Below are 15049 nucleotides of genomic sequence, written 5' to 3'. Positions count from 1 at the left end.
CGCGGGCCGGCGACCGGATGAGGCCTGCGCGGACCGGCCGCCGGAACCGTCCGCGGCGCTCCGGCCTCGGACGGGGAGCGCGTCACCTCTCGATGACCTCCTTGACCTCGTTGACCTCCGTCAGCGGCAGCGGCTGGTCGAGGTTGGCCGGGGCGTTCCACTTCTGCAGCTCGGAGCGGTCGCAGGCGGCCACCTTGACCTTGCTGGTGCCGTCGTCGTGCGTGTCGGGGTTCGGCACCGTGAGGTCGGTCGGGGTCAGGCAGTTGCCGTAGCCGTCCATGATGCGGTAGGCGGTGGCGTAGTCCCCGGTGTCGCCGAACACGGTCCAGCGCAGCTCGATCGGGATGGTGGCGGGGGCGGTGGCGGGGCAGGAGGTCAGCCGCACGTACCGGCCCGCGGCGGTGGATCCGGGACTGCGCAGGCAGTACCCGGTACCGCTGTCGGCGACGGTGCGGATGCGGCCCAGGGTCCCGGTGGCGGTGGCCTGGGGGATCGTCGACCACTTCTGGTTCCAGCGGATGTTGCCGTCGGGCGTGTGCTTGCAGAACCAGACGATCAGATAGGCGGGGTCGGTCTGGAAACCGGTGACGTCGATGCACCGGCTGAACTGCTTGTAGTTGACGAGCTGCCCGGTGGCGGGTCCCGCCATGCCGGTGCCGACGCCGGTCTGGGGCCGGAAGACCTGCCGGTTGGCGGTGGTGCCGCACGCGCCGAGGACGACGTAGCTGCCCGGCAGGCCGGCGCTGGTGAGGTTGAAGCAGAAGGAGTTCAGGGTCGCGCCGTTGCTGGTGCCCTGGAAGTTGGAGTTGTCGTTGAGGCTCCACTGCTGCCGCGGGACGCGCTCCTGCCGGCAGGGCTGGAAGGCCACGTAGGCGTTGGTCACCTGGGTCGCCCCCGCGTCCAGGCACATGCCCAGCGAGGCGGTCGAGCTCTCGGAGCCCACCAGCTTGAGGGAGAGGTCCTGGGTGTAGGCGAACTGCTGCTGGCCGGCGCCGGGCTGGCACGTCTGCATCTGCAGCCGGGTGCCGGCCACGATCGGCTCGGCGGGGCCGGCGTCCATGCACAGCGGGTCGGCGCCGTTGGCCAGGGCGAGCCGGATCTGGCCGCCGACGATGTTGGCGTTGGTGGTCTGGAAGGAGTAGGTGGCCTCGATGGTCCTGGCGCCCGGGGTCTCGGCGTCGAAGGCGCCGTCCGGGCCGTCGATGCCGGTGGAGATCAGCAGCGCGCTGTCCGGTACGTCCGTCCGGACGCAGTCGCCGGGGGGGCCGAGGGGGTTGCCGTCGACGTTCTGGTAGATGATCTCCACCCGGTAGCGCGACGGGCGCAGCGAGCCGTCCGGGGAGAGGCTCCCCGTCATCGTGCAGGCGGGCAGCTGCTCCAGCAGGCCGTTGCCCGCGGCGTCCGCGGCCGCCCGGATCTGCCCCAGCGCGGTGTCGATGCCGGCCTGGGCGGCGTGCAGCGCGCGGGTGCGCTCCATGGTGGCGCGGGTGGAGCTGATCTGGGTGAGCACCACCGGGGCCAGCAGCGCGCTGAGCGACACGGCGACCAGGGTGATCAGCAGGGCCATCGGCAGCGAGCCCCGGTCGCGGTCTCCGCCGTGCGGGGCGACGGCGGAGACCGGGCCCCGCTTCCGTGGTTCCGGTGCGGAGGTCATGGTGACGGCCGTCCTTCGCTGCAGATGTTGTCGGAGGGGGTCTTGCGGGACGTGTTGAGGGCGGTGAACGCGATGTCGGCGTTCGCGGTGCCGGACCTGTCCCCGGTGCCCGCCCGGGTGGTCAGGCGGATCCGCAGCCGCTGGTAGTCGGGGACGAACCCGGGACCGGCGGCGCTCGCGCCGGCGGCGTCGTAGGTGAGGGACCCGGCCTTCTGCCGCTGGAAGGGCGGGTTCAGCGCCAGGCCGTCCGTCACCACGTACGACGTCAGCGTCTGGCCGGCGGTCCCCGCCGCGGGCGGCGAGCCGGGCGTCCAGTGCAGCAGTTGCAGGACGCCCCGGCCGGTGTCCAGCCGGAGTTGCCGGCACCCCGGCACGCGGGTCTGCGGGTCCGTCCCGGCGAACTCGACGTACCAGGCGCCGGCGTCCCGGCCCGGCTCGCCGATCCAGGACGCGTAGCGGATCTCCTTGTCCAGCCGCTGGAAGGCGACGTGGAGCTGGGACTGGGCCGTGGAGACCGCCTCCACGGCGCCGGTGACGCGGTAGACCTGGAGGATCCCGGCCGTGACCATGGCCATCAGCACGCCCATGACGGCCATGCTCACCAGGACCTCGACCAGCGAGATCCCGGCGTCCCCACCGGTCCGGGCGGCCCTGGCGTCCCCACCGGTCCCGGCGGTTCCGGGGGACTCACCGGTCCCGGCGGTCCCGCCGGTCCGGACGGCCCGCCCGGTCCCGGGGGTCCCGGCGGTCCCGGCGGGCCGCCGGGACCGGAGCGCGTCCGTCACCATCGCACGTTCCAGTTGAGGCTCAGCGTCTTGACGGCGCCGGAGCCGTCCCGCACCGTCAGGGTGACGGCGTAGTCGCCCGTCCGGTACGGCCTGCCGCTGATCTTCGACCCGGAGAGGGTGAGGCCCGGCGGCAGCCCGCTCGCCTGCCAGGTGTAGCCGCCGGTCCCGCCCGTCGCCCCGAGGGTCAGCGAGGTGTTCTTGTTGTAGCGGGTGCTCTGGTTGGGCGCGGAGGGGACCGGGTTCGTGATCCGCAGGGTGCTCACCGTCTTGGTCTGCACGGTCCAGGTGAACGTCTGCGAGACGCTGTCGCCCGCGCTGTCGGCCACGCGGACCGTGACGCTGTACTGGCCGGCCTGCTGCAGGGTGCCGGAGATGTCGCCGGTCGAGGTGTTGATCGACAGCCCGGTGGGCAGGTTCTGCGCGCTCCACGTGTACGGCTCCTCGCCGCCGTTGGCGGCGAGGTCGAACCCGGTCACGGAGTCGCCGACGTAGTTCGTCCGCGGCTGCGGGGCGTCCAGCTCCAGGGTGAGGATCGTCCAGGTGAACGTCTCCGAGTCGGTCATCCCGCCCTGGTCGGTGATGGTCACGGTCACGGTCTCCGTCTGGTAGGTCGTCGGGGTGCCGGAGACGACCCCGGTCGAGGTGTTGATCGACAGGCCGTCGGGCAGCCCGGTCGCCGACCAGGTCAGCGCGGGCCATCCGCCGGTCGCGGTCAGCGGCAGCGAGACCGCCGTGTCGGCCCGGGTGGTCCGGTCTCCGGGGTCGGTCAGCTGCGGGAGGTTGTAGACGGTCCAGGAGAACCGGGCGTTGTCGGAGTCGCCCTGGCGGTCGGTGACGGTGGCCGTCACCGTGTACGTCCCGGCCGTCGTCGGCGTGCCGCTGATCAGGCCGCCGGGCGTGATGCCCATCCCCGCGGGCAGCCCGGTCGCCGACCAGGTCAGCGGGAGCCGGCCGCCGGTCGCGGTGAGCTGGAGCTTCGCCGCGACGCCGCGGTAGCCGTACCGGGCGGGCGGGGTGATCGCGTTGGGCGGCGGGCGGTTGATGTTGAACAACGCGTCGAGGGCGGGGCTGACGAGGGTCGTGGTGACGTAGACGCACTGCGTGTCCGCGCAGTTCTTGCCCGACCACGTCACCGCGGCCACGACGCGGAAGAACGGCACGTCGGCGCTGGTGGTGTCGGGGTCGGGAGTGGTGGGGTCGTCGCAGGCGCGCTCGGCCGCGGAGACGTCCGCCAGCGCCTGCTGCCGGCAGCGGCCGACGTACCAGTGCTGGGCGTAGTCCACCCCGCCGACCGAGACGGTGCGGGGGCTGGTCGGCAGCGGCGCGTTCGCGCCGGAGTCGGAGTTGACGTCCAGCAGCGGGTCCCATGCCAGGGCCATCGTCTGCAGGTGCGGTGCGATCGCGGGGTGCGCGGTGGTCCACTGCTCCGTCGACCTGATCCGGCCGCGGCCGGCGAGCAGCGCCGAGCCGTCGACCGCGCGGACCCGCTCGACGGCGTCGTCGGCGAGCTGCGCCGCGATCTGCTCGCCGCGCTTCTGGCCGGTGAAGGCCAGCGAGTTGGCGAAGAAGACCGTGAGCGAGGCCATCAGGGTGCCGACCAGCGCGATGGCGACCAGCACCTCGATCATGGTGAAGCCGGCCTCGCCGCGTACGGCGGCGCGGCCCCGGCCGACGGCGTGGGACCCCACCGCCGCCTACTCCCCGGTCTCCGGAGCGACGAAGATCTTCAGGTTGAGCATGAGGCCGGCCTTCTCCTCGGCGTCCTCGGCCGCCGCGTTCTCAGCGGCCGTTCCGTCGGTCTCCTCATCGGCGGCCTCGCCGGGCGCTTTACCGGTTTCCCCGATGGTGCCGCCCCCGCTCGTCTCGCTGGTCACGGAGAGCACCACGCTGTCGACCAGAACGGCCCGCGGCTGCACCTGCAGCAGCCGGCGCAGGAAGTCCTCCAACTCGGGGACGTCGGGGCCGTTGACCGTCACGGAGACGGGCAGCGCCTTCAGCGGAGTCTTCTTGTCGGCCTTGCCGGCTGCGTTGGCCTTGCCGGTATTGACGTCCGCGGCGGCGCCGATGCCGATGCCGGTGACGGAGACGTCCGCGGCGTCTCCCACCTGCTGCAACTGCTTGAGGAACTCCTCTGAGCGTACGGTCGTGGGCAGTGCCTTGCGGACCGCCGCCAGCTCGGTCCGGTAGCGGGGCAGCTCGGCGTTCTGCGCGCGCAGCTCCGAGAGCCTGCTGCGCAGGGTCATGCTCTGGACCTGCACGCTCTCGGCCTCCTCCCGCAGGAGGGCGGTCTTGGCATGCTGCGGGCTGAGGAGGGCGAACCAGCCGGTGGTGAGCAGGATGGCGGCGGCGAGGACGCCGCCGATCATCCAGAGTCGGTCCGTACGTCCGGAGAGCATCAGTTCCCCTCCTTCTTCGAGCCCTCGACGCGCTGTGCGCCGGAAGGCCGCGCGGTCGCGGCGGTCTTCGTGGACGGGGTCGTCCCTGTGGGCTTCGCGGTGGTGGAGTAGCGTCCGCCGAGGGCACTCCCGGTGATGTCGACGCTCACGGTGAACTCCACGCCCTCCTCCTGCTCACGCGCGTCGCGGAGCAGCGGGTTGCCCAGGCCGCGCACCTTCTGCAGCGCGGTGATGTAGTCGGTCACGGCCTGCTTGTCGGCACCGGATCCGGTGACGATGAGGGCGCCGACGGTCCTCTCGGCGTCATCGGTGTTCTGCTCTTTGCCCGTGGTGGCGAGCCTTCCGGTGATGCCGTTGATCGTCACGCTCTCCGGCGCCGCCTTCCGGGTGGAGGAGAAGACGCCGGACCACTGCAGGTCGTCGGCGAGCAGCGTGGTGAGCCGGGTCCTGATCGCCTCGGTGTCCGCCCGGACCTTGACGAGCTCGGAGAACTCGCTCTGGCGCGCGGTCGTGCGGCGCAGGTCGGCCTCGGCCGTGGCGACGTCCGCCTCGGCGGATGTCGTCTCCAGGGTGGCCAGGCCGTACCAGGCGCCCATCAGCAGGCCGATCAGGAGCAGGGCGGCCAGCACGATGCGGCGCACCAGCTGGGCCCGCCGCCTGATCTCGATCTCCGGCGGCAGCAGGGCGGCCGCGATGGAGAGCATCCGGAACGGGTCCTGGAGCGGCGCCTCGGGCTCGGGCGGTGTGACGGCGGTCGTGGTGGTGGTCATCAGGCTGCCGCTCCCAGGGCGAGGCCGATCGCGACCGCGGCGGACGCGCGGAACCGGTTGAGGCTGTCAGGGGCGCCGCCGCGGTCCCGGCGGATCCGCACGGTGGGGTCGGCGAGCGTCACGTCGATGCCGAACTGGGCGCTCAGGGACTCGGCGAGGCCGGGCATCATGGCGCCGCCGCCGGAGACGACCATCCGGGTGACCCGGACCGACCGGTCGCCGGAGCCGAGGTAGGCGAACGAGTTGCGGATCTCGTTGATCAGGGGCCGGGCGGCGTCGCGGACCACCTCGGCGGTGCCGGGGTCCTGGTCCGTCTGGAGGCCGACGGTGCACTTGAGCTCCTCGGCGCGGTGCGCGTCGACGGACAGGCGGGTGGCGACGGTCTCGGTGATCTCGGCTCCGCCGCGGGGGATGGTCCGGACGATCAGCGGCACGCCGTCGGTGTGCACGACGACGCTCGTCGTGCGGGCGCCGATGTCGACGACGGCCTCCACCTGGGAGTCCAGGCGCGAGGCGGCGCGCAGCAGCGCGAACGAGGCCAGGTCCACCCGGACGGCGTGCAGCCTGGCGTGCTCGGCGGCGTGCACGGCGGTGGAGACGGCCTCCTTCGGGGCGGCGATCAGCAGCCCGCGCACCGTCTCCTGCTCACCGGGGTCCTCCAGGGGGAAGAAGTCGAGCAGCGAGCGCTCGACCGGGAGCGGCAGCGCGTCGCGCACCTGGAACGGCAGGGAGTGGCGCATCTCCTTGGCCGGCAGGTTGTTGACGGTCATCTCGCGGACGACCACCTGGGGGTTGGTGACGCCGAGCACGACCCTGCGGGTGCGGAACTTCCGCTCCGACCAGAGCCGCTTCAGCTCCGCGGTGACCAGCTTGGCGTCCTGGACGACCCCGCCCCGGACGGCGTCCGGCGGCAGCAGCGCGAACCCGAAGTTCGTGATGACCGGGCCGTCCTTGCCGCGGGTGATCTCCACCGCGCGGATCGAGGTCGAACCGATGTCCAGTCCGATGGGGTTGACGGCGGGCATCAGGCGCTCCTCGTCGGGGAAAGGGAGGTGGTCAGGCGGAGGCGGGCAGCAGGAGGCCGGTGTACCAGGCGGCCACCGGTCCGGCGGTGAACAGGGCGAGCAGGGCGCCGGCGAGCATGGCGGGCCCGAACGGCACGGCGGTCTTGCGACCGGCCTTCCCGGTGGCCAGCAGCACGCCGCCGGCGAGCCCGCCGAGCAGGAAGGCGGCGAAGGTGCCGACGATGACCGCGCTCCAGCCCAGCCAGCCGAGGTAGAGGCCGAGCAGCCCGGCGAGCTTCACGTCGCCGAGGCCCATCCCTCCCGGGTGGATCCAGGTGAGTGCGAAGTAGAAGGCGTACAGGGCGGCCATCGCGGCCAGGCCGCGCAGCGCGGGCGTCCAGCCGGCTCCGGTGAGGACCGCGGGGAGCAGCAGCAGGGCGCCGACCGCGTACGACGGCTTGACGATCGCGTCGGGCAGCCGCTGCACGTCGATGTCGATCATGGTGAGGGCCACCGCGACCGCCGTCAGGTACAGGTAGGCCGGCAGTTCCGGCACCGGGCCGAACCGGGCGGTCACCGCGGCGAACAGCGCGGCGGTGGCCAGCTCGACCAGCGGGTAGCGGACGCTGATCGGCTCCCGGCAGCCGGCGCACCGGCCGCGCAGCGCGAGCCAGCTCAGCACCGGCACGTTCTGCCAGGGCCGGATCTCGATGTGGCAGTTCGGGCAGTGCGAGCCGGGCCGCACCAGCGACTCGGCCCGCGGCACCCGGTGGATCACCACGTTGAGGAAGGAGCCGATCACGAGGCCGAGCAGTCCCGCCAGGGCGGGCATGAGGGCGTCCATCGACCGGCTCCTTTCCACGGGGGTGTCGCAACGGGGTTCGGGTCGTGCGACCCGGTTTCGGAGATTCGGGTCCGTGGCCCGCGTCCGGCCCGGAGGCCGGGGCGAGGGTCACGTTCCCGGGGTTCGAGCAGGGAAGGCCGGTGGGGCGGCGTGCTGCGGGCCGGCCGCCCCACCGGACGGGGATCAGTTTCCGGCGCCGGCGCCGGCCGGGGCGCAGGTGGTCATGTCGACGTCCTTCTGCTCGACCGAACCACCCAGGGCGCTGTCGTACTGGTACTCCACACCGGAGCCGCCCTCGGCGTTCACGGCGCAGAGGCGGTAGGTGTCGGGCGCGTTCGTCCCCTCCACCAGGACGTAGTTCATCGTGACGCCCTCGGAGGCGGTGAGGTCCTGCGTGGTGGAGCCGCCGCCGGTGAGCGTGAGCTTCTGGTTCTCGAAAGCGGCGCTCGCCGGGTAGGCGTTGCCGTTCGTCGTGTAGAAGTTCTCCACGGCGGTGATGGCGTTGCGCACGTCGGACTGGGCCGCCTTGTCGGCCGCGCCCTTCTGGTAGTTCATGTAGACCGGGATGGCGATGGCCACCAGGACGCCGATGATCACGACGACCACCAGCAGTTCGATGAGGGTGAAGCCGCGGTCCTCGTTGGCGCGCTTCTCCTGCATGCGGCGGAGCGTTTCCTTCATGGCTGAGCCTCCTGCGACTCTTTCGGGGGTGTTATGGCTTCCGGCGGTCGCCGGTGCCGGGCCGGTCGGGCGACCGGTCTTCTCTTCCGCGGTGTCCGCGGAAAGCTCTGAGGGGGTGGGGCGCGGCCGGACCCCGTGGGGTCCCGTCCGGCCTCTAGCCCTGGACGTTCTCGTAGATCGTGAACATCGGAAGGTAGAGGCAGAGGACCATGCCGCCGACCGCGACGCCCATGACGATGACCATGAGCGGTTCGATCGCCGCGGTCAGGGACTCCGCCGCGGTGTCAACCTCTCGGTCATAGAAATCGGCAACCTTGTCGAGCATCTGACTGATTTGTCCGGATTCTTCACCGACCTCGATCATCTGCGTGACCATGCGGGGGAAGACCGGGTGCCTGCCGAGGTGCGCGGACATGGGCAGGCCGTCGCGCACGGCGGTCTGCAGGTCCTTCATGGCGTGGGTGATGACCAGGTTGCCGGTCGTGGCGCCCACGACGTCGAGTGCCTGCATCACCGGCACGCCCACGCCGAGCAGGGTGCCGAAGTTGCGGGCGAACCGGCTGATCGCGATCTTCGTGAACAGCGGTCCGAAGACCGGGATGCGCAGCTTGAACCGGTCGTAGGCCAGGCGGAACGACGGACTGTGCTCCAGTCGCCTGCGGAAGAGCACGACCGAGCCGATGATCAGCCCGATGAAGAGCGGTCCCGACCAGACCAGGCTGTGGCTGCCGGTGACGAGGATCTGCGTCGGCAGCGGCAACTCCCCGCCGAACTGGGCGAACATGTTCTCGAAGACCGGGACGATGAAGGCGAGGACCGCGCCGACGAGCACCGCGGTGAAGATCAGGACGATGACCGGGTACGTCATCGCGCCCTTGATCTTGCCGCGGAGGGCGGCGTCCTTCTCGAAGTTGACCGCCATGCGCTCCATGGCCCCGTCGAGGAAGCCGCCGGCCTCGCCGGCCCGCACCATCGCGACCATGAGCTCCGGGAAGACCTTGGGATGCTTGGCCAGCGCGCCCGAGAGCGACACGCCGCCCTCGATGTCCAGCCGCACCTCGTGGATCGCCTTCTTCAGCGGCGCCTTCTCGACCTGGTCCTCCAGCACCGCGAGCGAGCGCAGCAGCGACATGCCCGAAGCGGTCATGGTCGCGAACTGGCGGGCGAAGACCGCCAGGTCCTTGAGGGTGGTCCGGCCGCCGAAGCCGGGGATCGTGATCTCCTGGCGGAGCTTCGAGTCGCCGTCCACGACCGCCACGGGGACGAGGCCCTGCTGGCGGAGCTGCTGGACCGCGGCGGCCTTGTTGGCCGCCTCGATCTTGCCCTTCTTGTGCTTGCCGGCGCGGTCGACGGTCCGGTACTCGAAGGTCTTGGTCGCCGACATGCTCACGGCCTCCCGACGAAGCGCCTGAACTCGTCGGGCGAGTGGCAGACGTCCATCGCCTGCTCGAAGCTGACGATCCCCGACTGGACCCGCTCGGTCAGGTGCCGGTCGAAGGCGAGCATGCCGTCGGCCGCCCCGGACTGCATGAAGGACGGGATCTGGTGGCTCTTGCCCTCGCGGACCAGGTTGCGGATGGCCGGGGTGGCCACCAGGATCTCCGCGACGACCGTACGGCCGAAGCCGTCCATCCGCGGGACCAGGGCCTGCGTGACGACGCCCTGCAGCGCCGTGGACAGCTGCGAGCGGACCTGCTGCTGCTGGTGCGGCGGGAAGATGTCGATGACGCGGTCGATCGTCTGCGCCGCGCTCTGCGTGTGCAGGGTGGCGAAGACCAGGTGGCCGGTCTCGGCGGCCGACAGCGCGGTGGAGGTCGTCTCCAGGTCGCGCAGCTCGCCGACGAGGATGATGTCCGGGTCCTGGCGCAGCGCGTGCTTGAGCGCCTGGGAGAACGACTCGGTGTCCGCGCCGACCTCCCGCTGGTTGACGATGCAGCGCTTGTGCTGGTGGAGGTACTCGATCGGGTCCTCGATGGTGATGATGTGGCCCGAGCGGGTGCTGTTGGCCAGGTCGATCATCGCGGCGAGGGTGGAGGTCTTGCCCGAGCCGGTGGGTCCCGTCACCAGGACCAGCCCGCGGGGCAGATTGGCGAACCTGCCCACCTGCTCCGGCACGCCCAGCTCGTCCAGCGGCCTGATCGTGTGCGGGACCGCGCGGAAGACCGCGCCGTACGAGCCGCGCTGCCGGTAGAGGTTGCAGCGGAACCGGGAGACGCCCTCGATGCTGTAGGCGACGTCGAGCTCCTGGCAGCGCTCGAAGTGGTGCCACTGGTCGTCGATCACCGCCGCGCGCAGCAGCCGCATGGTGTCGCCCGGGGTGAGGCGGTCGTACCCCGGCAGGTGCTGCATCCGGCCGTCCACCCGGATCGTGGGCGGGACCCCCGCCGTCACGTGCAGGTCCGAGCCGCCGTTCTGGACGAGGGCGACGAGTATCGCGTCGAGGGACTTGCGCGCGAGACGTGCTTCCTCGAGCTGGTCGAAGGTGTGCAGTGGCTCCATCGGATGCCTCCTTGCTGTGTCGGTGGTGGGGCCCGGGCCGGTTCCGGTCCGGGTCGGGGTGCGGGTGCGGGTGCGGGTCGGCGGCGTGCCGCGGGTCAGATGGCGACCCGCAGGACCTCCTGGATCGAGGTCTGGCCGTCGGCCGCCTTGAGCAGGCCGTCCAGCCGCAGCGAGCGCATGCCCTGGGCCTCGGCGACCCGCTGCACGTCGTGTGAGGAGGCGCGCTGGATGGTGAGGCCCTCGATCTCCGGGGACATCGGCATGACCTCGTGCAGCGCGATCCGGCCGCGGTAGCCGGTGTTGGCGCAGGAGCGGCAGCCGGTCGGCTTCCAGAGCCGCTCGGGCCGGGCGAGCCCGTCGAGGGGCCAGCGGGCGGCGAGCAGCTCGGTCTCGCCGGGCGTGTACTCCTGCTTGCACCAGTCGCACAGCCGCCGCGCGAGCCGCTGCGCCAGCACGCAGTCGACGGACGAGCCGACGAGGAAGGGCTCGATGCCCATCTCGGTCAGCCGCACGACCGCGCTGGGGGCGTCGTTGGTGTGCAGGGTGGCCAGCACGAGGTGGCCGGTGAGAGCGGCCTCGACGGCGAACTGGGCGGTGGTCCGGTCCCGGATCTCACCGATCAGCACGACGTCGGGGTCCGAGCGCAGGATCGCCGGGAGCACGGCGGCGAAGGTCAGCCCGGCCTTGGTGTCGACCTGCACCTGGTTGATGCCGGGCAGCCGGTACTCGACCGGGTCCTCGACGGTGATGATGTTGACGGTGGGCTTGCTGATCGTGGTGAGCGTCGCGTAGAGCGTGGTCGACTTGCCGGAGCCGGTCGGGCCCGTCACCAGCACCATGCCGTGCGGCTTGGCGAACGAGCCGGCGAAGCGCCGGTGGTTGTCCTCGGTGAAGCCGAGGCTGTCGAGCTTGAGGTTGATGCTGCCGGTGTCCAGGACCCGCAGCACGATCTTCTCGCCCCACACCGTCGGCAGGGTGGCGGTGCGCAGGTCGACCTTGCGGCCGTTGACCATGACGGTGATGCGGCCGTTCTGCGGGACCCGGCGCTCGGTGATGTCGACGTTCGACATGATCTTCAGCCGGGAGGTGAGGGCCGACTGCACGTGCTTGGGCACGGTGTCGATCTCGTGCAGCACGCCGTCGATGCGGTAGCGCACCCGCATGTCGTGCTCGGTCGGCTCCAGGTGCAGGTCCGAGGCCCGGTTCTGGATGGCCTGGTCGAGCAGCGAGTTGACGTACCGGACGATCGGCGCGTCCTCCTCGACGGAGTTGAGGTTCGAGACCGTCTCCGGCTGCTGCTCGGCGCGGAGCGTGTCGGCGATGTCGCCGAGGTCGTTCTCCTCGCGCTTGAGCCGGTCGATGACGCGGCGCAGCTCGCTGCGGGCCACCACGACGGGGCGGACCATCAGGCCGGTCGCCGCGCGCACGTCGTCGAGCGCCACGATGTCGCCGGGGTCGGTGATGCCGACGGTGATCTCGTTGTCGTCCAGCGAGAGGCCCAGGACGCGGTGCCGGAGCACCAGCGGGAGCGGGATCTTGGCCACCGCGAGCGGGTCGATGGGGAAGCCGACCAGGTCGACGCTCTTGATGCCGTACGCGACCGCGGACGCCTCGGTGAGCTGGACCTCGGTGACCACGTGGTCGTTGATGAGCACGGCGCGCAGGGACCGCCCCGTGCGCTCGGCCTCCTCGGTCGCCTTCTGCAGGGCCTGCGGGTTCACCCCCTGCTGCTTCAAGGCGTCGAGCAGCGGTGAGAATATCTGGTTCATGTCACCTCTCGAAAACCACCCGTGGGCGGACGTGGAACATCCGCTACGGACACCACATCGGCGGCGTGGGGCGGCATCTGAGCGACTTCCGCGGCGACTCGCGCCCGCCGCCGTACGGCGGCCCGGGTGAATGTGACGGCGGGAGCCGGGTAGGGCTCCGGTGACGTGCGCGGGCGCCTGCGGGGGAGGGGCCCGGCAGGGGGTGGACATGATGTTCGTCGATCGTCACGACGCGGGAACGCGCCTGGCCGAGCGGTTGCGGGGGCGTTTCGACGGTGCGGGCACGGTCGTGGTCGGGCTGCCGCGGGGCGGCGTCCCGGTGGCCTTCGAGGTGGCGCGGGTGCTCGGTGCGCCGCTGGACGTGATCGTGGTGCGCAAGCTCGGCGTGCCGTCCCAGCCGGAGCTCGGGTTCGGCGCGATCGGGGAGGGCGGAGTGCGCGTCGTCAACGACGAGGTGGTCCGGGCGGCCCGGGTCACGCCCGAGGAGATGGCCGGAGTCGAGGAGCGCGAGCGGGCCGAGCTGGACCGCCGGGCCCGCAGGTTCCGCGGCGACCGCCCCGCGGTGGACCTGGCGGGGCGCACCGTGGTCGTGGTGGACGACGGGATCGCGACCGGGGGCACCGCCCGCGCGGCCTGCCGGGTCGCCCGCGCGCGCGGCGCCTCACGGGTGGTGCTGGCGATCCCCGTCGGGGCGCCGGAGGCGGTCGAGGCCCTGCGCGAGGCCGCCGACGAGGTGGTCTGCCTGCAGACACCCGCCGACCTGTTCGCCATCGGCGCCTGGTACGCCGACTTCGAGCAGACCTCCGACGCCCAGGTGGTCGACCTGCTCCACCGGGCCGCCTCCCTGCGGGCCGCGGCCTCGGGTGGCACGACCGACGGGGCCGCGGCGGGTGGCACGACCGACGGGAGCGCGGCGGGTGGCACGACCGACGGGAGCGCGGTCGGGGAGAGGGCCGTGGGCTTCACCGAGGAGGTCGAGGCGGACGCCGGGGAGGTCCGGCTGCCCGGCCGGCTGGCCGTACCGGACGGGGCTTCCGGGGCGGTGGTCTTCGTGCACGGCAGCGGGAGCGGTCGGCACAGCCCGCGCAACCGCCGGGTCGCGACCGCGCTCTACCGCGCCGGCCTGGCCGTGCTCCTGTTCGACCTGCTCACCCCGGACGAGGAGCTCGACCGCGGCAACGTCTTCGACGTGCCCCTGCTGGCCGGCCGGCTCGACCGGGTCACCGGCTGGCTGCGCGGGCACCGGGGGGTCCGGGGACTCCCGGTCGCCTACTTCGGGGCGAGCACCGGGGCCGCCGCTGCGCTCTGGGCCGCCGCCGGATCGGACGCCGACATCGCCGCGGTCGTCTCCCGGGGCGGGCGGCCCGACCTGGCCGAGCCCAGGCTGCCCGCCGTACGGGCCGCGACCCTGCTGATCGTCGGCGGGCACGACGAGGCGGTGCTGGAGCTCAACCGGGCGGCGCAGCGGCGGCTGCGCTGCGAGAACGGCCTGCGGATCGTGCCCGGCGCCACCCACCTGTTCGAGGAGCCGGGCGCCCTGGAGACCGTCGCGGACTTCGCCCGCGACTGGTTCACCGCCCACCTGGCGCCGGTCCCGCGGCGCTGACCCGCGTCGTACGGCCTGCGGGCTCGCACGGGTCTGTCGGCCACATGCCGCTGCGGGTCTTCCCCGGTGAGCTCGATCCGGCGCAGGCCCGCGCCTGAGAGCACGCGTCTTCCCGGCGCTGACCGGCGCGCCCGGGACTCAGGAGAGCACGCGGCCGACCATGCGGGCGTACATCCGCACCGGGCTGGGGGCCGACGGCGGGTTGAGGAAGCCGGGGAGCATGGGCAGGTCCACGGCGAACCGCTGGAGGCGGTCGTAGAGCGCGTCGGCGTCGGCCGGGCGGCGGTCGGGGTCCTTCTCCAGCAGCTCCCCGATCAGGCGGTCCAGCTCGCCGGGCACGCCGGGGACGGGCGGCGGGCGCTCGTTGACCTGCCGCTCGAACACGGCGTACTCGGTGGGGCCGGTGAACAGCTGCCTGCCGGTCAGCATCTCGTGGATCACGCAGCCCAGCGCGTACAGGTCGCTGCGCGGGCCGGTCAGTCCGCGCTGGATCTGCTCGGGGGCCATGTAGGCGGGGGTGCCGAGCAGCTGGCCGACCCGGGTGAACCGGGTGGAGCCGGTCTCGCGGAGCATCGCCAGGCCGAAGTCCAGGACCTTGACGCTCCCGTCGGGGCAGAGCATCAGGTTCGTCGGCTTGAGGTCGCGGTGGCAGATCGAGAGCGCGTGCGCGGCCGACAGCACCGCGCAGGCCTGGGCGGCGATGGCGGCGGCCCACGGGACCGGGAGCGGGCCGTGCTCGCTGACCAGGTCGGCCACGGTGACGCCCTCGATGAACTGCATCACCTGGAACAGCCGCTGCTCGAAGGTGCCGAAGTCGTACAGCACGGGCGCGCCGGGGTGCTCCAGCCGGGCCAGGATGCGGGCCTCGCGCAGGAAGCGGCGCTGCAGCTCCTCGTCGGCGCCGGTGTGCAGGCGCAGGAACTTGACGGCCACCCTGCGGTCGAGGTGCCTGTCGTGGCCGGCGTAGACCGCGCCCATGCCTCCCTGCCCCAGGGGGAGGTCGTCGAGAACGTACCGGTCGCCGATGACCATGCGGCC

General features: G+C 72.3%; 13 protein-coding genes. 1 reads left to right on the top strand and 12 read right to left on the bottom strand.

Features of this window, described 5'->3' with window-relative positions; translation table 11 throughout:
* Positions 1-82 precede the first annotated feature (82 nt).
* From HS045_RS02630 to HS045_RS02580, 11 genes are all read right to left on the bottom strand, one after another.
* Positions 83-1654 (bottom strand): ricin-type beta-trefoil lectin domain protein, encoded by a 1572-nt coding sequence (locus tag HS045_RS02630; protein ID WP_196449567.1) that lies wholly within the window; start codon positions 1652-1654, stop codon positions 83-85.
* A complete protein-coding gene (locus HS045_RS02625; protein ID WP_196449566.1) occupies positions 1651-2439 on the bottom strand; it encodes a type II secretion system protein J in 789 nt (262 codons plus the stop codon). The genes HS045_RS02630 and HS045_RS02625 overlap by 4 nt, the downstream gene beginning before the upstream one ends.
* Complete coding sequence (locus HS045_RS36000) at positions 2436-4130, bottom strand: putative Ig domain-containing protein (protein ID WP_196449565.1); 1695 nt, start codon at positions 4128-4130, stop codon at positions 2436-2438. Before HS045_RS36000 ends, HS045_RS02625 begins: the two co-directional genes overlap by 4 nt.
* A 6-nt stretch (positions 4131-4136) precedes the next feature.
* A complete protein-coding gene (locus tag HS045_RS02615) occupies positions 4137-4838 on the bottom strand; it encodes a hypothetical protein (RefSeq protein ID WP_196449564.1) in 702 nt (233 codons plus the stop codon).
* Positions 4838-5608, bottom strand: coding sequence for a hypothetical protein (locus HS045_RS02610; RefSeq protein ID WP_196449563.1), 771 nt, complete (start codon positions 5606-5608; stop codon positions 4838-4840). The genes HS045_RS02615 and HS045_RS02610 overlap by 1 nt, the downstream gene beginning before the upstream one ends.
* On the bottom strand, positions 5608-6633 hold the full coding sequence (gene pilM, locus HS045_RS02605) for a type IV pilus assembly protein PilM (protein WP_196449562.1): 1026 nt from the start codon (positions 6631-6633) through the stop codon (positions 5608-5610). Before pilM ends, HS045_RS02610 begins: the two co-directional genes overlap by 1 nt.
* Before the next feature lie 31 nt (positions 6634-6664).
* Complete coding sequence (locus HS045_RS02600; protein WP_230883397.1) at positions 6665-7456, bottom strand: A24 family peptidase; 792 nt, start codon at positions 7454-7456, stop codon at positions 6665-6667.
* 183 nt (positions 7457-7639) lie between these two features.
* Complete coding sequence (locus HS045_RS35740) at positions 7640-8137, bottom strand: prepilin-type N-terminal cleavage/methylation domain-containing protein (protein WP_304609579.1); 498 nt, start codon at positions 8135-8137, stop codon at positions 7640-7642.
* 154 nt (positions 8138-8291) lie between these two features.
* A complete protein-coding gene (locus HS045_RS02590) occupies positions 8292-9521 on the bottom strand; it encodes a type II secretion system F family protein (RefSeq protein WP_196449561.1) in 1230 nt (409 codons plus the stop codon).
* 2 nt (positions 9522-9523) lie between these two features.
* Positions 9524-10636, bottom strand: a complete 1113-nt coding sequence (locus HS045_RS02585) for a type IV pilus twitching motility protein PilT (protein ID WP_196449560.1) — start codon at positions 10634-10636, stop codon at positions 9524-9526.
* 95 nt (positions 10637-10731) lie between these two features.
* A complete protein-coding gene (locus tag HS045_RS02580; protein ID WP_196449559.1) occupies positions 10732-12405 on the bottom strand; it encodes a GspE/PulE family protein in 1674 nt (557 codons plus the stop codon).
* 208 nt (positions 12406-12613) lie between these two features.
* On the opposite strand from HS045_RS02580, the gene HS045_RS02575 reads away from it, so the two are divergent.
* Complete coding sequence (locus tag HS045_RS02575; RefSeq protein WP_196449558.1) at positions 12614-14011, top strand: phosphoribosyltransferase family protein; 1398 nt, start codon at positions 12614-12616, stop codon at positions 14009-14011.
* A 138-nt stretch (positions 14012-14149) separates the two neighbouring features.
* Here HS045_RS02575 and HS045_RS02570 read toward each other — a convergent pair whose 3' ends face one another.
* A complete protein-coding gene (locus HS045_RS02570) occupies positions 14150-15043 on the bottom strand; it encodes a serine/threonine-protein kinase (RefSeq protein WP_196449557.1) in 894 nt (297 codons plus the stop codon).
* Positions 15044-15049 lie beyond the last annotated feature (6 nt).

This window comes from Planomonospora sp. ID82291 (genome assembly GCF_015711645.1).
Classification (GTDB): domain Bacteria; phylum Actinomycetota; class Actinomycetes; order Streptosporangiales; family Streptosporangiaceae; genus Planomonospora.
The sequence above is the reverse complement of the archived record's forward strand: the minus strand, read 5'-3'. Positions and strand labels throughout refer to the sequence as shown.